23 protein-coding genes are annotated in these 21,165 nt (G+C 52.5%); 17 read left to right on the top strand and 6 right to left on the bottom strand.

The features are described 5' to 3' along the window. Window positions 1–957: a succinate dehydrogenase/fumarate reductase iron-sulfur subunit gene (locus T320_RS12120; protein WP_037356201.1), complete on the top strand. Its 957-nt coding sequence runs from the start codon at window positions 1–3 to the stop codon at window positions 955–957. A gap of 2 nt (window positions 958–959) precedes the next feature. Further along, window positions 960–1,826 carry a CoB--CoM heterodisulfide reductase iron-sulfur subunit B family protein gene (locus T320_RS12115; RefSeq protein WP_037356198.1) on the top strand — a complete coding sequence of 289 codons (867 nt, stop codon included), beginning with the start codon at window positions 960–962 and terminating at the stop codon, window positions 1,824–1,826. A 74-nt stretch (window positions 1,827–1,900) separates the two neighbouring features. Here the strand turns inward: T320_RS12115 and T320_RS12110 are convergent, their stop codons facing one another. The 6 genes from T320_RS12110 to T320_RS12085 form a co-directional block, all read right to left on the bottom strand. Further along, window positions 1,901–3,568 carry a formate--tetrahydrofolate ligase gene (locus T320_RS12110; protein ID WP_037356195.1) on the bottom strand — a complete coding sequence of 556 codons (1,668 nt, stop codon included), beginning with the start codon at window positions 3,566–3,568 and terminating at the stop codon, window positions 1,901–1,903. 81 nt (window positions 3,569–3,649) lie between these two features. Continuing rightward, window positions 3,650–4,510 carry a bifunctional methylenetetrahydrofolate dehydrogenase/methenyltetrahydrofolate cyclohydrolase FolD gene (folD, locus tag T320_RS12105; protein ID WP_037356192.1) on the bottom strand — a complete coding sequence of 287 codons (861 nt, stop codon included), beginning with the start codon at window positions 4,508–4,510 and terminating at the stop codon, window positions 3,650–3,652. Window positions 4,511–4,532: 22 nt separating this feature from the next. Next, window positions 4,533–5,381, bottom strand: a complete 849-nt coding sequence (locus tag T320_RS12100) for a 4-hydroxybenzoate octaprenyltransferase (protein ID WP_197019431.1) — start codon at window positions 5,379–5,381, stop codon at window positions 4,533–4,535. Beyond that, entirely contained in the window at window positions 5,378–6,838 is a 1,461-nt protein-coding gene (locus T320_RS12095; protein WP_037356187.1) for a menaquinone biosynthesis decarboxylase, read from the bottom strand. The genes T320_RS12100 and T320_RS12095 overlap by 4 nt, the downstream gene beginning before the upstream one ends. A gap of 15 nt (window positions 6,839–6,853) precedes the next feature. Continuing rightward, the gene (gene tatC, locus T320_RS12090) at window positions 6,854–7,627 is read right to left on the bottom strand and encodes a twin-arginine translocase subunit TatC (RefSeq protein WP_026761233.1); all 774 of its coding nucleotides are present in this window, start codon (window positions 7,625–7,627) and stop codon (window positions 6,854–6,856) included. A 13-nt stretch (window positions 7,628–7,640) separates the two neighbouring features. Continuing rightward, window positions 7,641–7,859 (bottom strand): Sec-independent protein translocase subunit TatA/TatB, encoded by a 219-nt coding sequence (locus tag T320_RS12085; RefSeq protein WP_026761232.1) that lies wholly within the window; start codon window positions 7,857–7,859, stop codon window positions 7,641–7,643. 302 nt (window positions 7,860–8,161) lie between these two features. Between T320_RS12085 and rplU the strand changes: the two genes are divergently transcribed. From rplU to rimO, 15 genes are all read left to right on the top strand, one after another. Beyond that, on the top strand, window positions 8,162–8,473 hold the full coding sequence (rplU, locus tag T320_RS12080; protein WP_014425460.1) for a 50S ribosomal protein L21: 312 nt from the start codon (window positions 8,162–8,164) through the stop codon (window positions 8,471–8,473). A gap of 3 nt (window positions 8,474–8,476) precedes the next feature. Continuing rightward, window positions 8,477–8,797: a ribosomal-processing cysteine protease Prp gene (locus tag T320_RS12075; protein WP_037356183.1), complete on the top strand. Its 321-nt coding sequence runs from the start codon at window positions 8,477–8,479 to the stop codon at window positions 8,795–8,797. Window positions 8,798–8,802: 5 nt separating this feature from the next. Further along, window positions 8,803–9,093, top strand: coding sequence for a 50S ribosomal protein L27 (gene rpmA, locus T320_RS12070; RefSeq protein WP_026761230.1), 291 nt, complete (start codon window positions 8,803–8,805; stop codon window positions 9,091–9,093). 367 nt (window positions 9,094–9,460) lie between these two features. After that, a complete protein-coding gene (obgE, locus tag T320_RS12065) occupies window positions 9,461–10,741 on the top strand; it encodes a GTPase ObgE (protein WP_026761229.1) in 1,281 nt (426 codons plus the stop codon). Between the two features lie 26 nt (window positions 10,742–10,767). Beyond that, a complete protein-coding gene (gene yhbY / locus T320_RS12060) occupies window positions 10,768–11,070 on the top strand; it encodes a ribosome assembly RNA-binding protein YhbY (protein WP_026761228.1) in 303 nt (100 codons plus the stop codon). A gap of 24 nt (window positions 11,071–11,094) precedes the next feature. Beyond that, window positions 11,095–12,225: a glutamate 5-kinase gene (gene proB / locus T320_RS12055; RefSeq protein ID WP_037356179.1), complete on the top strand. Its 1,131-nt coding sequence runs from the start codon at window positions 11,095–11,097 to the stop codon at window positions 12,223–12,225. Between the two features lie 33 nt (window positions 12,226–12,258). Further along, window positions 12,259–13,512 carry a glutamate-5-semialdehyde dehydrogenase gene (locus tag T320_RS12050; RefSeq protein WP_037356177.1) on the top strand — a complete coding sequence of 418 codons (1,254 nt, stop codon included), beginning with the start codon at window positions 12,259–12,261 and terminating at the stop codon, window positions 13,510–13,512. 157 nt (window positions 13,513–13,669) lie between these two features. Continuing rightward, window positions 13,670–14,275 carry a nicotinate-nucleotide adenylyltransferase gene (gene nadD / locus T320_RS12045; RefSeq protein ID WP_037356174.1) on the top strand — a complete coding sequence of 202 codons (606 nt, stop codon included), beginning with the start codon at window positions 13,670–13,672 and terminating at the stop codon, window positions 14,273–14,275. Then, window positions 14,272–14,850 (top strand): bis(5'-nucleosyl)-tetraphosphatase (symmetrical) YqeK, encoded by a 579-nt coding sequence (gene yqeK / locus T320_RS12040; protein WP_231465900.1) that lies wholly within the window; start codon window positions 14,272–14,274, stop codon window positions 14,848–14,850. The genes nadD and yqeK overlap by 4 nt, the downstream gene beginning before the upstream one ends. A gap of 12 nt (window positions 14,851–14,862) precedes the next feature. Further along, complete coding sequence (locus T320_RS12035) at window positions 14,863–15,882, top strand: LCP family protein (protein ID WP_037356171.1); 1,020 nt, start codon at window positions 14,863–14,865, stop codon at window positions 15,880–15,882. A 32-nt stretch (window positions 15,883–15,914) separates the two neighbouring features. Further along, complete coding sequence (rsfS, locus tag T320_RS12030; RefSeq protein ID WP_026761222.1) at window positions 15,915–16,259, top strand: ribosome silencing factor; 345 nt, start codon at window positions 15,915–15,917, stop codon at window positions 16,257–16,259. An 11-nt stretch (window positions 16,260–16,270) separates the two neighbouring features. Beyond that, window positions 16,271–17,149 (top strand): CvfB family protein, encoded by an 879-nt coding sequence (locus T320_RS12025; protein ID WP_026761221.1) that lies wholly within the window; start codon window positions 16,271–16,273, stop codon window positions 17,147–17,149. Between the two features lie 111 nt (window positions 17,150–17,260). Continuing rightward, on the top strand, window positions 17,261–18,214 hold the full coding sequence (locus T320_RS12020; RefSeq protein ID WP_026761220.1) for a chemotaxis protein: 954 nt from the start codon (window positions 17,261–17,263) through the stop codon (window positions 18,212–18,214). A gap of 461 nt (window positions 18,215–18,675) precedes the next feature. After that, on the top strand, window positions 18,676–19,719 hold the full coding sequence (locus T320_RS12015; protein WP_037356168.1) for an ABC transporter substrate-binding protein: 1,044 nt from the start codon (window positions 18,676–18,678) through the stop codon (window positions 19,717–19,719). A 103-nt stretch (window positions 19,720–19,822) separates the two neighbouring features. Further along, window positions 19,823–21,154: a 30S ribosomal protein S12 methylthiotransferase RimO gene (gene rimO, locus T320_RS12010; protein WP_037356165.1), complete on the top strand. Its 1,332-nt coding sequence runs from the start codon at window positions 19,823–19,825 to the stop codon at window positions 21,152–21,154. Window positions 21,155–21,165 lie beyond the last annotated feature (11 nt).

Raw genomic sequence — 21,165 nt, 5'->3', positions numbered from 1 at the left:
ATGGATGTGAAACTGAGAATCCATCGCTTCGTCGAAGGCAAAAAATGGGTACAGGATTATACCGTAGCCCTGAAAGTCGGCATGACGGTTCTCGAAGCCCTCATTGAAATCAAGGAAAAACAGGACCCGACGCTCTCCTTTACCTGCTCCTGCCGTTCGAGCATCTGCGGTGCCTGCGCTGTCCGCGTCAACGGCAATGCAGAACTGGCCTGTGAAATGCTCGTGGAAAATCTGGTGAAGCGTTATGATACCAACCTGCTGACCATTGAACCGCTGGGCAACTTCAAGGTCATCCGTGACCTCGTCGTGGACTGGGATCCGAAATACGCTCGCATCAAGAAGATTAAACCCGTGGTGCAGCCCAAGGATGAATTCTCCAAGGAAACCGGCTGCAAACAGTCACCGGAGGATTTCAACAAGTACAAAAAATACGCCGGCTGCATTCTCTGCGGCTCCTGCGTATCCGAATGCAACAAGAATACGCTGAATCAGGAGGACTTCCTCGATCCCTTCGTATTCGTCAAGGCCGAAAAACTCGTGGCTGACAGCCGCGACAAGAGCCCCGAAGAACACCTCAAGGCTGTTGTGGATGCCGGACTCTGGCGCTGCTTCAACTGTCAGGAATGCACGGCCAAATGTCCGAAAGGACTTGACCCGGCAGGCGCTATCGAAAAACTCAAGGAAGCAACCTTTAAGAAGGGGCTTGATGATAACGTCGGCGCCCGCCATGCAAAAGCCATCTATGACGACATCAGCGAATCCGGTACACTCGATGAAGCCAAACTCAATATTAAGTCCGAAGGCTTCCTGATGGCCGGTCTGCGTGCGCCCATGGCTCTGCGCCTCATGCGGGTAGGCAAGATGAATCCGCTGGATACGCATAAGGTGAATCCCGAAATCGAAACCATCCGCAAGATTGTGAAGAATGCCGAAGCGGCAGCGAAGGAGGCTGAATGATTATGAAATACGCATTATTTCCGGGCTGCGTGCTGGAAGGTGCAGCAGCGGAAGCCTATACTTCGCTGAATAAGGTCTGCGAGAAATTAGGCATTGAAATCGAGGAAATTCCCAACTGGACCTGCTGCGGCGCCTCCCATGCGCAGGGCGTCAATGACTTTGCCGCACTCGTAGTCAACGCCCGCAATATCTCCATTGCCGAGAATATGGGCCTCGATATCATGACGGTCTGCAACACCTGCACCCTGCAGCTGCGCACCGCCAAAGCCCGACTCGATAAAGATGCCAAACTCAAGGAAAAAGTCAACAAGGTGCTCAAGGAATCCGGCCATCCCTATGAGTACAAAGGCACGAGTAAGGTGACGCATTTCCTCTGGATTCTGGACGAACATCCGGAACTTCTGGATGGCAAAGTGGTTAATCCTTTGCATGGCGTCAGGATTGCCGCTTACTATGGCTGCCATATCCTGCGCCCGCAGGAAATTATGAACCATGGCGACGGCAAGCATCCCGAATATATGGAACGCCTTATTCGCAAACTCGGTGCAGAACCCGTATGGTTTGATGCCAGCCGTAAATGCTGTGGCTTCCATGCCCAGCTGGCCGCGGAACATGATGTACTGACTGTTACCGGTCAGATTGTAGACAGTGCAGGCCGTGCCGGTGCTATGGCCATTGCCACGCCGTGCCCGCTCTGCCAGATGCAGCTTGACATGTACGAGCCGGAAGGCCGCGAAGCTGTTCACTCGCAGGCTGAGGTTCCCATCCTGCACTTGCAGCAGCTCGTCGGTTTTGCCCTTGGCATGAGCAAGGAAGATATGGGCTTTGACCGCCATGTATCGGCTCAGGCAAAACTCAAAATCGGTTGAACGTGAATAAATAATGATGCATAAAACAGCCGCTGTCGGGAATTCCCAACAGCGGCTGTTTCAGTTTTACTATTTTAGAAAAGTCCTGTAATCTTTCCTTCGTTATCGATATCCATGTTTTCGGCAGCCGGTTTCTTCGGCAGGCCGGGCATGGTCAGGATGTTGCCGGTAAGCGCTACGATAAAGCCGGCACCAGCGGAGATGCGAAGTTCTCTTACGGTGACGGTAAAGCCTTCGGGGCGGCCAATCTTCGTGGCATCGTCGGACAGGGAATACTGGGTCTTAGCCATGCAGATGGGCATCTTGTCAAAGCCCAGTTCCTTGATTTCGGCGAGCTGTTTTTGTGCTGCCGCGGTGAAGCTGATACCGTCAGCGCCGTATATTTCCCTGGCGATGGCGCTGATTTTTTCTTCCACGCTCTGCTCGGTTTCATAGATGAAGTGGAAGTTGTTGGGCTTATTCATGGCTGCTTCGACTTTTTCGGCGAGCTTCAGGCCGCCTTCGCCGCCTTTTGCCCAGACTTCGGAGAGGGCGACTTCGGCGCCGCGCTTATTGCAGGCAGTTTCGACGAAATCGAGTTCTTCCCTGGTATCGGTGGGGAAGGCGTTGATAGCTACTACGGCAGGCAGACCGAATTTCTGGATGTTTTCAATATGCTTTTCGAGGTTCTGCATACCGCGTTCCAAAGCTGACATGTCAACTTTGCCCAAATCCTTCTTATCCATGCCGCCATGCATTTTGAGGGCGCGGACAGTAGCGACGATAACCACGGCATCCGGATGGATGCCGGCAAAGCGGCATTTGATATCGAGGAATTTTTCGGCGCCGAGGTCAGCACCGAAGCCGGCTTCGGTCACCACATAGTCAGCAAATTTGAGCGCGAATTTCGTCGCCATGACGCTGTTGCAGCCATGGGCAATGTTGGCAAACGGGCCGCCGTGGATAAAGGCGGGCGTGCCCTCCAACGTCTGCACAAGGTTCGGTTTGATGGCGTCCTTAAAGAGCAGGGTGAGCGCACCAGTTACGTTAAGTTCCTTGGCTCTTACGGCTCGGCCGTCGCGGGTGTAGGCGACAACGATTTCGCCGAGGCGCTTTTTCATGTCTTCAAGGTCGGAGGCCAGGCACAGAATCGCCATCATTTCAGAGGCTACGGTGATATCAAAGCCGGTTTCGCGGGGCACGCCATGGGCCTTGCCGCCCATGCCGATGACCACATGGCGCAGGGCGCGGTCGTTGAGGTCGAGCACGCGTTTCCAGACCACGCGGCGCACATCGATATCGAGGGTATTGCCCTGCTGGATATGATTGTCGATTACGGCAGCGAGCAAATTATGTGCCGTGGTGATGGCATGGAAGTCACCGGTAAAGTGCAGGTTGATATCTTCCATGGGGACGACCTGAGCATAACCGCCGCCAGCGGCGCCACCCTTGAGGCCGAAGCAGGGACCAAGGGAGGGTTCACGCAGGGCTACGGCAACCTTCTTGCCCTGCTTATGGAAGGCATCGGCAAGGCCTACGCTGGTGGTCGTCTTGCCTTCGCCAGCCGGAGTCGGATTGATGGCTGTCACCAGCACCAGCTTGCCGTTGGGCTGGTCTTTGACCCGCTGCCAGGCGTCCAGACTGATTTTGGCCTTGTACTTGCCATAGAGTTCGAGTTCATCCTCGGAGATGTTGAGTTTCTCCGCGATACGGCGAATGTCCTGCATTTCTGCGCTTTGCGCGATTTCCACATCGGTTTTCATTGAGCTTTCTTCTCCTCTGCATAAAAACTTTACATAAAGCTATATAGTTATAGCCTTCTCCATAGGGGAAGGCTATAATTATCATTGTAGGTGCGCCTCTGCTGCCTGCACAACATTCTGCATGAGCATGGCGACAGTCAAGAGGCCAACGCCGCCAGGTACGGGGGTGATGGCGCCGGCAACTTCGCTGACGGCTTCAAAGTCCACATCGCCCACAAGTTTCTTGGGGGCAATGCGGTTGATGCCGACATCAATGACGGTTGCACCTTTTTTTACCATATCTTTTTTTACAAAATTGGGCTTGCCAATGGCCGCGACCAGAATGTCGGCCTGACGGGTGATTTCCGCCAAATTCTCGGTGCGGGAATGGCACACGGTTACAGTCGCGTTTTTCGCCATCAGCAGATGGAACATGGGCTTGCCCACGATATTGCTGCGACCGATGACCACGGCGCGTTTGCCTGCGATTTCAATGCCGGCCATTTCCAGCATGCGGATGCAGCCTGCCGGCGTGCAGGGCAGCAGGGCTGGTTCGCCCGTAACCATCTTGCCGACATTGACGGGATGGAAGCCGTCAACATCTTTTGATGGGGCAATGCGGTTGAGGATTTCGGCCTCAAACTGCGCAATCTGGGCAGGCAGGGGCAACTGCACGAGAATGCCGTCGATTTTTTCGTCGGCATTCAGGGCATCTATCTTGGCGATTAATTCGTCTTTGCTGGTTTCTTCGGGCATGGCGATAACTTCCGAATAGATGCCGAGTGCAGCGCAGGCCTTGTCCTTGTTGCGGACATAGACTTCGGAAGCTGGGTCGTTACCCACGCGGATAACGGCCAGCCCCGGAGCGCGGCCATATTTTTCCTGCAAAGCCGCCGCCCGGCGCCCGGCATCATCTTTTAACTGCTGTGCGAAAAACTTGCCTTCGAGAATTTTTGCGGACATGGAGTCACCTCAATTTTGTTGATTATAAGTAGAAACTAAGCCAGGTGCAGACAAAGATGGCGACGGACACAATGCCGTTGCGCATGAAGTAGCCTTGCGTCACCCGGGAAAAATCCGTGGGGCTTACGATGCGGTGCTGATACACGAGTGTACCTGCGGCAATGCCCACGCCGATAAAGTAAAGCTGTCCTAAGGACATCATGATGCCCACAGCGAAGAAGCAGGCAATGCAGATGACATGCATGGCGGCTGACAGCTTAAAGGCATTGTCAGCACCATAACTTACGGCCAGTGAATGAAGCCCCTGGCTCTTGTCAAAGTCCTCATCCTGAGCGCCGTACATGGCGTCAAAGGCACCAATCCAAAGGGCCACGGCAATACACAGAAGCACCATGGGCGTGGTTATTTCTCCGCTGACGCCAACCCAGCCGCCTGCCGGCGCCATGGCGATAGCTACGCCTAAGAAGAGATGGCACCAGCCCGTGAAGCGCTTGGTAAAGGGATAAATCAAAAAGGGCAGTGCGGCAAGGGGCAGCAGGTAAATGCAAATGGGATTCAGCTGCATAACCGACAGCACCATTAAGAGCAGGCAGATGACGATAAAGACTTTTGCCTCACGCTTGCTTATCCGTCCGCTGACCATGGCGCGGTAACTCATGCGGGGCTGCAATTTGTCGTACTTTAAGTCCGCCAGATTGTCAAGGGCCATCGCTGCGGCTCGTCCTGTGGTGATGGCAAGAGCAATAAAGATAAGGTCATGGATGGTGGGCGTTCCGTTTGCTGCCAGCACCGCGCCCATAAAGGCGAACGGCAGGTCGAAAATCGTATGGTGCAGCGCCACGTTGTTAATATGGGCTTTTATATCAATCAATCCAGACCAAGCTCCTTCCACTTGGCATCTACGCGGGCCTTGATTTCTTCGCTCATGCTGATTTCTTCCGGCCATTCGCGCGTATGGCCTTCCTCCGGCCAGGTCTTGGTGGCATCAATGCCCATCTTGGAGCCCCATTTTGCCATCGGGGAGGAGTGGTCAAGAACGTCAAGCGGACCTTCGACGATTTCCAAATCGTGCTTGGCGTCGATGTTGTTGTAGACACGCCACCAGACTTCCTTGAGGTCCTGTACGTTGACATGGGCATCGACGACAATAATCATCTTGACGTTCATCATCTGGCCCATGCCCCAGAGTGCATGCATGACCTTGCGGGCTTGCATGGGGTACTGCTTCTTGATGGATACGATGCAGCAGTCATGGAATACGCCTTCAAGGGGCATATTGATGTCGATGATTTCTGGCTGCATCTGTTGTAACAGCGGCAGGAAGATGCGTTCCGTAGCCTTGGCGAGGTAACAGTCCTCCATAGGCGGCTTGCCGACCACCGTGGAGAAGTAAATCGGGTCTTTGCGGTGAGTAATCGCCGTGATATGGAACACGGGATAATCGTCTGCAAGTGAATAATAGCCCGTATGGTCGCCAAAGGGGCCTTCGCGGCGCTTTTCATCCGTCAGCACATAGCCTTCGAGGATGATTTCGGCCGTGGCGGGCACTTCGATATCCACGGTCTTGCACTTGACCATTTCCACGGATTTATGCCGCAGGAAACCGGCGAAGACCATTTCGTCAATATCGCGGGGCAGAGGAGCGGTCGCGGCATAGGTAAGCACCGGGTCCGTGCCGATGGCTACGGCCGCTTCAATTCTATCGCCGCCCTGCGCCTTGGTGTCGCGGAAGTTTTCTGCGCCGTTCTTGTGGATATGCCAGTGCATACCCGTGGTGCGGCTGTCGTATTTTTGCAGGCGGTACATGCCCACATTGCGCTTGCCGGTCTTGGGATTCTTGGTGAACACCAAGGGCAGGGTCACGAAGGGGCCGCCGTCGTCGGGCCAGCATTTGAGAATGGGAATATCGTCAAGGCTCGGATTTTCCGTTTCTACGACTTCCTGACAGGGGGCGTTCTTCACGTATTTGGGGAAGTTTATCGCCCGCTTAATCATGGGAATCATGGTCACAACGTTCATTTTATTCTGCAGGGAAACGTAGGGGAGTTTGAGCATCTCCCGCAGCTCGTCTGCAACATCATCGAGCTTTTCCACACCCAAGGCCATCGCCATGCGTTCATAGCTGCCGAAGGCGTTCATGAGTACCGGCATGGTGGAGCCTTTGACATTTTCAAAGAGCAGGGCGACGTTTTTGTCCCCTTCCATTTTCGATACCCGGTCGGTGATTTCCGTAATCTCCAGTTCCGGGTCAACCTCGGTCTTTATGCGCTTTAAGAGCCCTTTTGACTCCAAGTCGGTCATAAATTCCCGCAAGTCCTTATAAGCCAAGAAATTTACCTCCTCTTATCTGCGTAAAATATAACGAACAATGAAATAGCCTACCTCATAGAGTACGATGATGGGCAGAGCAATCATGGACTGGGTGAATACGTCCGGGGTCGGGGTGATGAGTGCCCCGACGACGAAGGACAGGAAGATGATGATGCGCTGATACTTCTTCAGAAATGCCGAAGTAATAAGCCCCATCTTGCCCATAATAGTCATGACCAGTGGCAGTTCAAAGATAAAGCCGAAGGGCAGGACAAACATGATGACAAAGTCAAAGTATTTGTTCACCGACAACAGCGCTTCCAGCTCTGCATTGCCGAAGCCCAGGAAGAATTTGATACCCGCTGGCAGTACCAGGAAAAAGGAAAAGGCCAGTCCACAGAAAAAAAGAACGACGGATGCCGGCACCACAATACCAAGCACCATACGTTCCCTCGATGTCAGGGCGGGCAGGAAAAAACGCCAGACCTGCCAAAAGATAATGGGCAGCGCCAGAAGGAAACCGGCCACGCAGGCTACCTTTAAATAGGTAAAGAATGCTTCAGCGGGCTGCATGTAATAGAGTTTGCCCGCCGGCAGGGTCAGATAGTGCATGATATCCTGAATGAAAAAATAGCCCACACAGCTTCCAAGCGCCGTAGCTACCAGACATTTAATCAGGCGGCTTCTAAGCTCGGTCAGATGGGCAATCAGGGACATGCTGCCATCGTCTAAGACCACTTCGGCATCTGCCGGGGCGCCAATCTGCTTGGGCGCCTCGATTTCTTCGTATTTTTGTTCTTCTGCCATTTATGCCACCGGCTTACTGTTTCGTCTGGTCTTCAGCCTTGGGCAGTTCTTTGGGCTGTTCCGTTACGTTCATCATCTGCGTATCTTCCGGCTTTTTAGCTTCATCGACAACACCGGATTTGAATTCCTTGATGCCCTTGCCCAGAGCTTTGCCAATTTCCGGCAGCTTGCTGGGGCCGAAAACAATCAGAGCAACCAGTACTAACGCACCTGCGGTATATGGACTAATCATGATAATTCCTCCTAAACGTTACATATTCTATACACTTGTACATTATAACGAAAAAACGGGAAAATCTCAATGTCACTTTGCACAATATAATAGATAGGATTTTCCTATACGAACATAGGAGAAGATAATGCAATTATTTTTCTTGACAAGGCCTTAGGCCTATGTTACTATTACTAACTGTAGACGCATGCAGTGCGTCTGATTTGGGTTTTATAGCCCATCCCCAACCGCACAGCGAGGCTGTTAAAATCTGCCTTGTGGCAGTGCCGTAGTTGGCGAGTAATCTATAGGGAGGTGTTTTCATGTACGCAATTATCAAAACTGGTGGCAAGCAGTACAAGGTCGCTGAAGGTGATGTAATCATGGTGGAGAAGCTCTCCGCTGCTGAAGGCGAAGCTGTAGTGTTTGACGAAGTTCTGACGGTAGTAAACGATGGTGATGTCAAAGTTGGCAAGCCGGTTGTTGAAGGTGCCAAAGTAACGGGCAAGGTTGAAGCTCAGGGCAAGGACAAGAAGATTCTGGTCTTCAAGTACAAGGCTAAGAGCAACTACCGTAAACGTCAGGGTCATCGTCAGCCGTTCACGAAGGTTGTTATCGAAAAGATCGAAGCTTAATTCATGATTAAGGTGAAAATCTTTAAGGAGCCAACGGATCGCATTGTTGGCTTTGAAGTTGTCGGCCATAGCGGCACGGCGGCGCATGGTCAGGACATTGTCTGTGCCGGGGTTTCGTCCCTTACGCAGACGGCGCTTTTGGGACTGGGTGAGCATCTGCATCGCGACATGGATTATTCCGTAGCGAGTGGAAAGCTCAAAATGCAGCTCAAAGGGGCTCCTGATGAACTGACCGAAGCGATTTTACAAACGATGCTTCTAGGACTGATGGAGATTGCTAAGCTCAGTCCGGAAGGTGTACGAATTCAAGAACAGCGGAGGTGAATTCGATGTTTACTTTTGATTTGCAGTTGTTCGCACATAAAAAGGGTGTTAGCTCCACGCGTAACGGCCGTGACAGCCATTCCAAGCGTCTCGGCGTTAAGGAGCAGGCTGGTACGGTTGTAACTGCTGGCAGCATTCTGGTTCGTCAGCGCGGCACGCACTTCCATCCGGGCCACAATGTTGGTATCGGTAAGGATGATACCCTGTTCGCAAAGGTTGCCGGCAAGGTCGCTTTCGAGCGCAAAGGCCGCTACCAGCGTCAGGTCAGCGTTTATACGGCTGAAGAAGCTATGTAAGACATATAACGGATACCTGCGCTTTTCGGCGCAGGTATTTGTTTATAAGGAACGGCGTTAGGTTGCGTTGTAGTGCATAAAGGCAAGAGCCGGTATTGAACGCAATGCCGGCTCTTGCCTTTGTGTATTGCAAATGCGAGGTGGTACTTTTCTTTGGCGCAAAGAAAAGTACCCAAATACCCTTGCGGGCACAGGCGAAAACGTGGACTGAAATCCCATCACGGGATTTACGTCCACCAGCGCCCGTTCTTGGGCGCAGAAATTACATTTGTCTTATTGTTGTTACCATTAAGCCTTCCCCTTGAGGGGAAGGTGGCACGCGAAGCGTGACGGATGAGGTGGTGACGGATTACAAGATGGAGGAAATATGCAGTTTATTGATAGAACTCGTGTTATCGTGAAAGCTGGTGACGGCGGTCATGGTAAGTCGGCGTTTAGAAGAGAGAAGTTTGTGCCGAAAGGCGGCCCGTCTGGTGGTGATGGCGGCCGGGGCGGCGATGTGATTTTTGTCGTTGACCAGAATATGAACACGCTGTTGGATTTCCGTTTTCATCGGAAGTTTACGGCGAAAAATGGCGAAAATGGCGATATCAAGAATCAGTATGGTGCCAATGCACCGGCCTGCTATGTCAAGGTACCGCCTGGAACGATTGTGAAGGACGAGGCTACGGGCAAAGTGCTGGCGGACCTTACGGAAATCGGTCAGGAGGCTGTGGTCTGCAAGGGCGGCCGCGGCGGCCGTGGCAATGCGAAGTTTGCGAACTCCGCCAACCGCACGCCGACCTTTGCTGAATTCGGCGAGCCGGGCGAAGCCAAGAATCTGATTTTGGAATTGAAGCTGCTTGCTGACGTTGGTCTGGTCGGTTATCCGAGTGTGGGCAAGTCGAGTCTGGTGGCCAGCTGCTCGGCGGCGCGTCCTGAGATTGCCGAGTATCACTTTACAACGATTACGCCGGTGCTTGGTGTGGTCAAGACGGATTACGAAAAGAGCTTTGTCATGGCTGACATTCCGGGCCTTATCGAAGGTGCGGCTGACGGCGTGGGCCTGGGGCATGACTTCCTGCGCCATGTGGAGCGCACGAAGCTGATTCTGCATATCGTGGACGCTTCGGGCCTTGAAGGCCGTGACCCCATTGACGATTATTACAAAATCAATGCGGAGCTCAAGAAGTACAGCGAAAAGATTGCCCGTCGCACGCAGGTGCTCGTGGCCAATAAAATCGACCTGCCGGAAGCGCAGGAAAATCTGCCGCGCCTGCAGAAGCTGGCGGAAGAAAACGGCATGAAGTTCTTTGCGATTTCCGCCGCTACCCGCGAAGGCGTGCAGGAACTTATCGACTACACCGGTGAATGGCTCGACAACTATGTTGAGGAGCCGGAGACGGAAGACGAAGTTGTGGTCTATGACGAGAACGAGGAAGACCCGGATAAGATTACCATTTCCCGCAACATCAGCGGTGAACTTGTGGTGTCTGGTCAGAATATCGAAAAGCTCGTGAAGATGACCAACTTCCTCAACGATGAAGCTGTGCGCCGCTTCCAGTACATCTGGCGCATCAAGAATCTCGATGAAAAGCTGCGGGAAAAGGGCGCCAAAGAGGGCGATACCATCCATATCGGCGAAATGGAATTTGAATTCCGCGATTAAGAGTAAGGATTTACGGAGGAATAAATTTGTTAAGAAATTCATTGACAGGCAAGCAGAAAAGCTTTTTGCGTTCCATGGGGCAGAAATTGGAACCCGTGGTGATGATGGGCAAGGAAGGTGTGACGCCGACCGTTGTGCAGGCTGCGCAGGAAGCCATCAAGAAGCGCGAACTCATCAAGGTGCGCGTATTGCAGAACTGCATGGAAGAACCGGAAGATGCCATCACCATGCTGGCTGAACGTGCCGATGTAAATCTCGTGCAGATTATCGGCCGCAATGGTTTGCTGTTTAAGCGTAACTACGATAAGCCGAAAATCGAACTGCCGTAACCAAACTTGAGCGGAGGGAAGAACATGGGAACTGCCAGAGAGCGTTTGCGTGAAGCCAAGCGCATTGTGGTCAAGGTGGGCACGAGTACCCTGACCCATGAAACGGGAAAACTGAATCTGCACCGCATTGACCTGTTGCTGCGGGAAATCGCCGACCTCAAAAATCAGGGGAAGGAAATGATTCTCGTGTCTTCGGGCGCCATTGCCGCAGGCCTGGGGAAACTCGGCCTTGCCCAAAAGCCGGAATCCATTCCGGAAAAGCAGGCGGTCGCGGCTATCGGTCAGGGCGTGCTCATGCATATCTATGAGAAGCTCTTTGCCGAATACGGACAGGTTATGGGACAGGTGCTGCTGACTAAAGAAAATTCCGTGCAACACCATCAGTACATCCATTCCCGTAATTCCCTGTTGGCCCAGCTTTCCATGGGCGCTATTCCCGTCATCAATGAAAATGACGCGGTAGCGGTAGATGAAATCAAGATTGGCGATAACGATAACCTTTCGGCTATGGTGGCGACCTTGGTGGATGCCGATGCCCTGATTATACTGTCGGATATTGAAGGGCTTTACACGGCTAATCCGGCAACCCATCCGGAAGCCGAGCTTATCGCCGAGATTCCCGAAATTACGCCCGAGGTTGAAGCCATCGCCGGTGGTGCCGGTTCCAAGCTGGGCACGGGCGGCATGATGACCAAGATTCAGGCGGCGCAGATTGCCATGAGTGCCGGCGTGACGATGGTCATTGCTTCGGGTTCACGGGAAAATGTGCTGCGGGATATTTTGACCGGTCAAAATATCGGTACGGTGTTCCCAGCGCGGGAGTCGCATTTAAGAGTGCGCAAGTCATGGCTGGCCTTTGGCAAGCGACTGGCGGGCGAAATCGTTGTAGATGCGGGCTGTGCCAAAGCTATGCGCGAGCAGGGTGCCAGTATCCTGCCTGCAGGTGTTACGGCCTGTGACGGCGAATTTGCCGCTGGCAGCACCGTGCGGGTGCTCACGGCATCCCAGCAGGAAATCGCTCGGGGAATTGTCAATTTCTCAGCGGACGATTTGCAAAAGATTCTCGGCCGGCAGACGGACGAGATTGCCAGGATTTTAACCGGTGATGTACCCACCGAGGTTATTCACCGCGATAATATGGTATTGATGGTGTGATTATTGGCTGATTTTTGATGGGGAGGAATCGGATTGGATATTCAGGCAGAAGTACGCAAAAAGGCCGAAGCGGCAAAAGCTGCGTCCTATAAGCTGGGCACGCTTTCGACCAAGGTGAAGAATGAAGCCTTGCTGGCGATGGCGCATGCCTTGGAACAGCGCAGCAGCATGATTTTGGCAGCCAATGCGCAGGACTTGGAAGAAGCCCGGCAAAAGGGCGTCAAGCGCTCCTATCTGGACCGTCTGATGCTCGATGAAAACCGCATTGCCGGTATGGCTGAAGGCCTGCGGCAGACGGCGGCTCTGCCTGACCCCATCGGTCAGGGCGATTATTCGTGTGTACGCCCTAATGGTCTTTCCATCCGCCGTGTGCGGGTGTCATTGGGTGTGGTGGGCATCATCTATGAAGCCCGTCCAAATGTCACGGCAGATGCCCTGGCACTCTGCCTGAAATCCGGCAACGCCGTGCTCTTGCGCGGCGGCAGTGAGGCGATTCGCTCGAATATCGCCATCAGTTCACTATTGGCCGAAGAAGCCTATAAGCATGGTGTCCCCGAAGGGGCAATCCAGTTTATTGACTTTACGGACAGAGAAGCTGTAGGCGTAATGACCCATTTGACTGGCCTGTTGGATGTCATCATCCCCCGCGGCGGCGCAGGACTGATCAAGCGGGTGGTAGAGGATAGCTCTGTCCCGGTAATTGAAACTGGAACAGGCGTCTGCCATACCTATGTGGACGAGAGTGCGGATTTGCAGATGGCGCTCGATATCGCCATCAATGCCAAGACCAGCCGTCCATCGGTCTGCAATGCCATGGAAACGCTGCTTGTGCATAAGCATGTGGCCGAAAAATTCCTGCCCATGCTCTATGAGGCCATGACGGCGAAAAAGGTGGAACTGCGCGGCTGCGATAAGGCGCGCGCCATCTGCCCGGAAATGCAGACGGCGGAAGAAGCGGACTGGAGTACGGAATATGGCGATTTGATTCTGTCCGTCAAGGTGGTCGATGATGTGGCGGCAGCGATAGAACATATCAACCGCTACAACACCGGCCATTCGGAAACGATTGTGACGCGTGACCTCGTGAACGCGGCGCGCTTCCAGAAGGAAGTGGATGCCGCGGCGGTATATGTCAATGCTTCAACTCGCTTTACGGACGGTTTTGAGTTCGGCTTTGGCGCGGAAATCGGCATCAGCACGCAGAAACTTCATGCTCGTGGGCCCATGGGGCTTATGGAACTGACCAGCTCCAAGTATCTCATTATGGGCGAGGGTCAGATTCGCTGATGTTTCACTTGCAGGGTTACTATCGGGCTATGCGCCAGTATCTGTCTACCCCAAAAGGGGCACATGACAGTAAGGACTATGCCTGGGCAGTATTGCTTATCGTTTTGACAATAGCGGCAGTTTATCTGTTGCTTTATATGTGGGGAGGAATCCGGTGATGAAAAAGCGAATAGGGCTGATGGGGGGCACATTTGACCCCATCCATCTGGCTCATTTGCATATTGCGGAAGAATCCCGGGAGGCCTTCCAACTGGACGAAGTACGCTTCATTCCTGCGGCTCAGCCGCCCCATAAGCTGGGGCGAAAAATCGCTTCAGCAGAGCAGCGGATAAAAATGGTGGAGCTGGCCATTGCGGCCAATCCCTGTTTTTGTCTGGATTTGCTGGAGATGGAGCGCAAGGGGCCGTCTTATTCCTGGCTTATGGTGCAGGAGATGCAGCAGAAGCTGGGGGAAGATGCTGAACTATACTTTATTACCGGTTCAGATTCCATTAACGACCTGCCAACCTGGAATCATCCCCGGGAATTGGTGGGAGCCTGTCAGTTTATTGGCACCACCCGGCCGGAGATTCCCTTTGATGAGAAATTGCTGTTAGATTATTTTGGCCCTGAACTCAGAAGTCATATCCATGAACTGCAGGTGCCGCTGATGGAAATTTCCTCCACACAGATTCGGGAGCGGGTGGCAGAAGGTCGTTCCATCCGCTATTTAGTACCAGAAAATGTAGCTGATTACATCGAAAAAGAAGGTTTATACAAATGAGTTTTGCCATGAAATACGAGGAAATGCGGGAGCTTTTGGCAAAGAGCCTGAAGCCCTCCCGTTACCAACACTCTTTGGGCGTAGCGGAGACGGCGGTGTTTCTGGCGGAACGCTTCGGCATCGATAGGGAGCAGGCGCAGGTGGCAGGACTTCTCCACGACTGTGCCCGGGAATTTCCCAATGAGGATTTGATTCAGGAAGCAGAAAAGCGGCAGATTGCAGTGGAGCCGGTGGAAAAGCAGATGCCCCTGTTGCTTCATGCCTATGTAGGTGCCCATCTGGTGGTGGAAAAATACGGCGTCAATGACAAGGCGGTGGAGCAGGCCATCTGGCGGCATACCGTGGGCGGGGCGCAGATGACGGAGCTGGATAAAATCATCTGGTTCGCGGATATGATTGAGCCACAGCGGGATTATCCCGGTGTTGAGAAGCTGCGGGAACTTTCCAAAACTGCCAGCTTGGATGAGATGATGCTGGCAGGCCTTACCCAGTCCATTGCCTTTGTGCTCCAAAAAGGCGGGCTGATTCATCCCGATACGGTCATTGCCAGAAATGAAATACTGCTTAATAGATAGAAGGTCAGGCTGATGGACAAGATAAATGTCACCCAGCAAAATATAAAACATAAACGCAAGCTCTTGGCCCAAAGAAGGCGGCGGGCGAGGCTCAGGCTGTTGATTCTCCTCTTGTTCCTGGGCGTAATCGTCACCGGCGTACTCTTTGCTGGTTACGCTTTGGTGTCTTTGGGCTCCAAGCTCAATCAGGAGTATCAGACCATGTATGAAGGCTACACCCAGCGCCAGCAGATGCGGCGGGGCACCATTGACCCGCGGTTTGACGGCTATACCAATGTGCTGATTGTGGGGCTGGATGAAGGTGTGGATATTGATGGCAGTACCGAGAAAAAAGCGGACGGCATCGTGGTGGCCAGTTTTGAAAACAATACCGGCAGGCTGCGCTTTATTCATATCCCACAGGATACCTGGGTGAATGTCACCGGCAGCCAGGAGCAGACAAAAATAAAATACCTTTATGCCATGGGGGGTGCTCCCATGCTGACACGTCAGGTCAATAATCTTTTGGGCATTTCCATTCATCAGTACATTGTGCTGGATATGGCGGTGTTCAGTGAGCTTATCGATGCCATTGATGGCGTGGATATCTATGTGGAAGAGGATATGAACTACGATGATGCAGAAGGCAACATCTCCATCCATCTTCCCCAGGGCTATCAACATCTGAATGGCAAGCAGGCCCAGCAGTACCTGCGGTATCGCAGTGATGATTTGGATGACTTGGGCCGCATGCAGCGGCAGCAGCGGTTCTGTAAGGCGCTTTATCAGAATCTCTTGCAGCTCAGAACCCTGACGAAGCTGCCGACCATTGCGGAGATTATCAAGCAGCGGGTGGAAACCAGCGCGGAGATTTTTGACTCCGTGTATCTGGCCAATACTCTGCGGCATTTGAGCAGTGTGCCACCAGAGAGTATTATCCTGCCCGGTGCACCGGCAGCGGATGACCCCTCTATCTGGGTGCTGGATGATGCCGCGGCAGCCCAGCGGATACAGGAACTTTTCCCGGCAGAGGGACCAAGTGAAGAAAAATAATGTTGTTTTTATAGATTCTAGGAGGATTCAAGATGACCATTGAAGAAATGAGCCAGGCAGTTTGCAAAGCAGCCAGCGATAAGAAAGCCAGAGATATTGTGGTGATGGATATGCGGGAATTGTCCCCGTCCACGGATTACTTTGTTGTCTGCTCTGCCAACACGGCAACTCAGGTGCGGGCTATTGCCGACAGCATTGAAGAACAGTTGCAGGAAGCTGGCGTGGACTTCTTCCATAAGGAAGGCTACCGCGAAGGCGAATGGGTATTGCTCGATTACGGTGATGTAGTTGCCCATGTTTTCATGCAGGAAGCCCGTGAGTACTATGCACTCGAACAGCTTTGGGGCGATGCTAAGCTGTCCGTTTACGAAGACTGATTGAGGCGTTTATGGAAGAACAGCGTAAAAGAAAATACGGCCCCAGCACGGTAGCAACTTTGAAGGTGGTGCGTGAGTCGGAGTTGGGGGCCTTCCTCGATGCGGAAACCGGCAACACCAATGACGATATTCTCCTGCATAAGAATCAGCAGACCCATCCGGTGAATATCGGTGATGAAGTGGAAGTGTTCCTCTATCTTGACCCAAAACGCAAACTGACCGCCAGCATGCGGGTGCCCAAAATGCGCGAAGGTCAGATTGCCCGCCTCAAGGTCATCAACGTGAGCCGCGATGGTGCTTTCGTTGATGTCGGAGCTGAGCGCGGCATCTTCATGCCCTATGCCGGTATGCGCGGCCGTCCCCAGATTGGGGAAGTGGTCTGGGCAAAACTCTACACCGATAAATCCGGCCGTCTGGCCGTCACCATGGAAGTGGAGGATGAAATGCGCCGGGCTTCACAGCCAGCCAAAGGTGTGAAAAAGGGACAGATGGTCAAAGGCGCCATCTATAACTACACCGATGCCGGCGCGTTCTTGTTCAGTGAGGAGCGTTATATCGTCTTTATCGCCAACAAGGAAATGAATCCGCAGGCCCGTCCAAGAGTAGGCGAAGTGGTTACGGCCCGCGTTACCTACATCCGTGACGATGGCCGCCTCAATGCTTCCTTGAAGGAGAGCAAGGAAAAAGCACTCATTACCGATGCGGAAAAGATTATGGAGCTCTTGCAGAATCGCAATGGCAAAATGCCTTATAGTGACGAGTCCTCGCCCGAGGTCATCCGCGATAAGTTCGGCATTTCCAAGGCCGCCTTCAAGCGGGCTTTGGGCCATCTCCTGCGGGAAAATCGCATTGTCGAAGAAGACGGTTGGACCTATCTCAAAGAAAATTAAGCAAATTCATGCAAATTTTTTCAAGGATTGAAGGAATTTGCACCCAAAGGGCGAATAAGAAAGCTAGAGATGAAATTCGAATGGGATATAAAATAGATGGGGGCGAAGTAGATGGCAGCAGAAACGACTGGAGACAAGAAAGGAATCTTGCTGGAGACCGGCACGAATGAGTTTGAAATTGTGGAATTCAGCATTGGACAAGTTAACTATGGCATCAACGTGGCAAAGGTACGCGAAGTAATTACCTGTCCGCCGGTGACGGCAATGCCGCAGGCTCATCCCTATATCGATGGCCTGTTCACCCTGCGCGGCAAGGCAATTCCGCTGGTAAATCTGCCGCGGTGCTTAAATGTGCAGTCCAAGGCAGAACCCCGCAATGTCATTGTTACGGAAATCAATAACTACAATATCGGTTTCCTGGTGGAAAATGTTTCCCGCATTCATCGCATTTCCTGGAAGGATATGGAGCCGGCTCCGGAAGTTGGCGACCAGTCCCGCGTGGTTGGTATCATCAAGATGGAAGACCGAATTGTGCTTCTGATTGACTTTGAGACCATCATTGCGGAAATCAATCCGGAAATCAATGCCAAGCTGACGACTTATGAAGAAGCTACCGAGGATGTTAAGAGCAAACGTTCTGATGTCCATGTAGTGGTAGCAGAAGATTCGCCGATGTTGCGTGACCTCTTGGTTACGACGCTGCATGAATCCGGCTATCGTTATGTCCGTGATTTCGGCAATGGCCAGGATGCCTGGGATTATCTGCAGACGCTTGCCCAGAAACCTGGCAAAATCGAAGACCATGTGCGGGTTATCATCTCCGACGTGGAAATGCCCAAGATGGATGGTCATCGCCTGCTGAAACTGGTGCGTGAGGATGAAAACCTCAACGCCGTGCCTTTGGTACTGTTCTCATCACTAATCAGTGAAGAGATGCGCATCAAAGGTGAACAGCTGGGTGCTTCCGGACAGATTGCTAAGCCGGAAATCAATCAGCTGATTGGACTTTTGGATAATCTCGTATTTGGAGTGCCGATTAAGGACCCGAATGCGGATGAAGAATAAGATGGGTTAACATCTAGGCTATAAGACGCCCGCGGGGCTGGTAATATTTTTCCTTCGCCATAGACAAGCTTGTCAAACGCTACGGAAAAACATCACCAGCCCCGCGGGCTTATTGCGTACATTACATCGATATGCTAAAGCCGCAGAGAGGACAGATAATATTTTTCCTTTGTTTATGCAGGCTTGCCTAACGCATCGGAAAAACATCATCTGTCCTCTCGGCTCTTATGTGTTATAGAATGTCAATGATATCGTGGCGTCAAGTCTAGGTAAAACCTGAGGAGGGAAGGGGCGGCAATGGCTTTCGGTCGCGTTAGGCAAGCCTGCATAAGCAGACGAAAGTTATTGCCGCCCCTTCCCTCCGTCTTTCGCTACGAATAAGAGAGCTGAAATCTATTGCGGCACTTCATTTCTTATGATAGAATAGGAAATGATTGAAGTTGTGAGCGAGGTATCGTTTGATGAGAAGGTATACATCCCTGCTGCTGACGGCTTTTTTGTTGTTTATTCTGGTTGTGGCAGGTTCTGCCTATTTTGCCGGAGCACGGCATGATGACAGGAACCGGCCTTTGCGGGAGATTGTGGTCTATACCACATTGCCTGCGGAGCATGCGTCGATTCTGACCAATGCTTATGAGCAGTCCCACAACGTGCGGGTAAACTTCGTGCCGTTATCATCCGGGGAAATCATAAAGCGCTTGCAGGCTCAGGCAGAAGCCGGGGATGAGGGCGCAGCTTCCATGGTACTGGCGGATAAGGATACGCTAAATAAGGCCGCGGTGGCCGGTTATTTTACGCCGTATCTTTCGGAGGCCGGCGATCAGGTGCCGGAGAATTTTCGGCAGCGTGACGGTTATTGGGTCGGTGTCTGGTATGACCCAATCGTGTTCTGCATGAACAAGGATTACCTTTTGACTCTGCCCTTGGTGCCGGATACGTGGAAGGAACTGGCGGCTCAGCCTCAGGTGCGTATTGGCATTACGGACTTTTTGGCGGCTGACGCGTCAGCTAATCTCTTTATGAGCATGGTGGCGCAGTTCGGCGATGCAGCTACTTATGATATCTGGCGGCAGATACACCCCAAGGTGGTGCAGTATGCCCGGTATCTGTCCAATCCTGTCCGTCAGGCGGGCATGGGCGAAGTGGATGTGGCCATTGCCGTGGAAAGCGAGGCTATCCGCTATATGCAGGGGGGCTATCCCTTAAAAATTGTCTATCCTGCTGATGGCACAGCGGCCATGATAACCGGTACGGGAATTGCCTACAAGGCAAAAACTGCGGACGCTGCAGCGGCCAAGGAATTTGCAGACTGGCTCCTGTCGGATGAAGCCCAGCAGGCTCTGCAGAAGAAGGAGTTCTACTTTGTACCTACCAATCCCGGTACGCTCTCCTACAAGTCCTTTGCGGGAAAAAATATGCTGCTCTTTGACCAGCCGGTGAACTTCACGGACCAGCAGCGTCATGATTTTCTGGACCGTTGGGTCAAGGAAGTCCGCTTTAAGTAATTTATTTTAGATTGTGTTGTGTGATATGCAGAGGGTGCTGTCTGTACATGCAGGCTGTATCCTCTTTCGTAATTCATAGCGTGTATTTACAGGAGGTCTTTTTGTGAAAGCAGGTTTTATCAGTCTTGGCTGTTCCAAGAATCTGGTGGATACGGAAATCATGCTGGGGGAACTCAAGAACCACGGCATTGAGCTGACCAATAACCCGGCGGAAGCCGATATTTTGATTGTCAACACGTGCGCCTTCATTCAGTCGGCCAAGGAAGAGTCCATTACCACGGTGCTGAATATGGCGGACTACAAGGAATCCGGCCGTTGCCGCAGTCTGATTGTGGCAGGGTGCTTAGGCCAGCGCTACAAGCAGGAACTGTTGGACGAACTGCCGGAAGCTGATGCCATTTTGGGCACCGGTGCCTGGGGCCGTATTATGGAAGCGGTGGAAGAAACGCTCAAAGGCCATCGTGTGGTACTGGCTGGAGAAGATGACACGCTCTATGATGCCAAGACTCCCCGCATCCGCACCACGCCGGATTATACCGCTTATGTGAAGATTGCCGAAGGCTGTGACAATCGTTGCGCCTTCTGCGCCATCCCGCAGATTCGCGGCAAGTTCCGCAGCCGCAAGATTGAAGATATCTGTGCAGAAGTGGAACAGCTCACGGAAAATGGTGTGCGGGAAGTAGTCTTTATCGCGCAGGACAGCACCAACTATGGCCGGGATATCTATAACCGTCCGGCTTTGGCAGAACTTCTGCGGGAAGTAGTCAAGGTGCCGAAACTCAAATGGGTACGCACACTCTATTGCTATCCGAAATTCTTTACGGATGAACTCATTGATGTCTATGCGACGGAACCCAAGGTCTGCAAGTATGTTGACCTGCCTTTGCAGCATGCCCATAACTCCGTGCTCAAGTCCATGCACCGCCCGGATACACAGGAGCAGATGATTACGCTGATTAAGAAGTTGCGGGAACGCATCCCCGGCGTAACCATCCGTTCGACCTTTATCGTGGGCTTCCCCGGCGAAACGGATGCCCAGTATCAGACTCTGCGTAACTTCCTTATCGAGCAGCGCCTGGACAAGGTCGGTGTTTTCACGTATTCCCGTGAGGAGGATACGCCGGCTTACAATATGGAAAATCAGATTTCCGAAGAGGTTATGCAGGAAAGATATCATGACCTCATGAGTGTGCAGAGCAAGATTTCCGAGGAAGTCAACCAGAGCTTCGAGGGCAAGGTTATCGAAGTCCTTGTGGAAGGACGCGATGAGGAACAGCCCAATATTGCGGTAGGACGCTCTTACCGTGAGGCGCCGGAAGTTGACGGTCAGGTTTATATTGAGGGAGATACTACCAGCAAACCCGGTGATGTCATCAAAGTGAAAGTCCTTCAGGGCTTTACTTATGATGTTGTGGGCGAGCCGGTAAAAGAGTAAAAACCCGCATT

Origin of the sequence: Selenomonas sp. FC4001, assembly GCF_000701565.1 — a bacterium.
GTDB lineage: Bacteria > Bacillota > Negativicutes > Selenomonadales > Selenomonadaceae > Selenomonas_A > Selenomonas_A ruminantium_B.
The sequence above is the reverse complement of the archived record's forward strand: the minus strand, read 5'-3'. Positions and strand labels throughout refer to the sequence as shown.

Coding starts and splice junctions, on each gene's coding strand:
- T320_RS12120 (WP_037356201.1), top strand. CDS start 1: ATGGATGTGAAACTGAGAATCCATCGCTTCGTCGAAGGCAAAAAATGG.
- T320_RS12115 (WP_037356198.1), top strand. CDS start 960: ATGAAATACGCATTATTTCCGGGCTGCGTGCTGGAAGGTGCAGCAGCG.
- T320_RS12110 (WP_037356195.1), bottom strand. CDS start 3,568: ATGAAAACCGATGTGGAAATCGCGCAAAGCGCAGAAATGCAGGACATT.
- folD (WP_037356192.1), bottom strand. CDS start 4,510: ATGTCCGCAAAAATTCTCGAAGGCAAGTTTTTCGCACAGCAGTTAAAA.
- tatC (WP_026761233.1), bottom strand. CDS start 7,627: ATGGCAGAAGAACAAAAATACGAAGAAATCGAGGCGCCCAAGCAGATT.
- T320_RS12085 (WP_026761232.1), bottom strand. CDS start 7,859: ATGATTAGTCCATATACCGCAGGTGCGTTAGTACTGGTTGCTCTGATT.
- rplU (WP_014425460.1), top strand. CDS start 8,162: ATGTACGCAATTATCAAAACTGGTGGCAAGCAGTACAAGGTCGCTGAA.
- T320_RS12075 (WP_037356183.1), top strand. CDS start 8,477: ATGATTAAGGTGAAAATCTTTAAGGAGCCAACGGATCGCATTGTTGGC.
- rpmA (WP_026761230.1), top strand. CDS start 8,803: ATGTTTACTTTTGATTTGCAGTTGTTCGCACATAAAAAGGGTGTTAGC.
- obgE (WP_026761229.1), top strand. CDS start 9,461: ATGCAGTTTATTGATAGAACTCGTGTTATCGTGAAAGCTGGTGACGGC.
- proB (WP_037356179.1), top strand. CDS start 11,095: ATGGGAACTGCCAGAGAGCGTTTGCGTGAAGCCAAGCGCATTGTGGTC.
- nadD (WP_037356174.1), top strand. CDS start 13,670: ATGAAAAAGCGAATAGGGCTGATGGGGGGCACATTTGACCCCATCCAT.
- yqeK (WP_231465900.1), top strand. CDS start 14,272: ATGAGTTTTGCCATGAAATACGAGGAAATGCGGGAGCTTTTGGCAAAG.
- T320_RS12035 (WP_037356171.1), top strand. CDS start 14,863: ATGGACAAGATAAATGTCACCCAGCAAAATATAAAACATAAACGCAAG.
- rsfS (WP_026761222.1), top strand. CDS start 15,915: ATGACCATTGAAGAAATGAGCCAGGCAGTTTGCAAAGCAGCCAGCGAT.
- T320_RS12025 (WP_026761221.1), top strand. CDS start 16,271: ATGGAAGAACAGCGTAAAAGAAAATACGGCCCCAGCACGGTAGCAACT.
- T320_RS12020 (WP_026761220.1), top strand. CDS start 17,261: ATGGCAGCAGAAACGACTGGAGACAAGAAAGGAATCTTGCTGGAGACC.
- T320_RS12015 (WP_037356168.1), top strand. CDS start 18,676: ATGAGAAGGTATACATCCCTGCTGCTGACGGCTTTTTTGTTGTTTATT.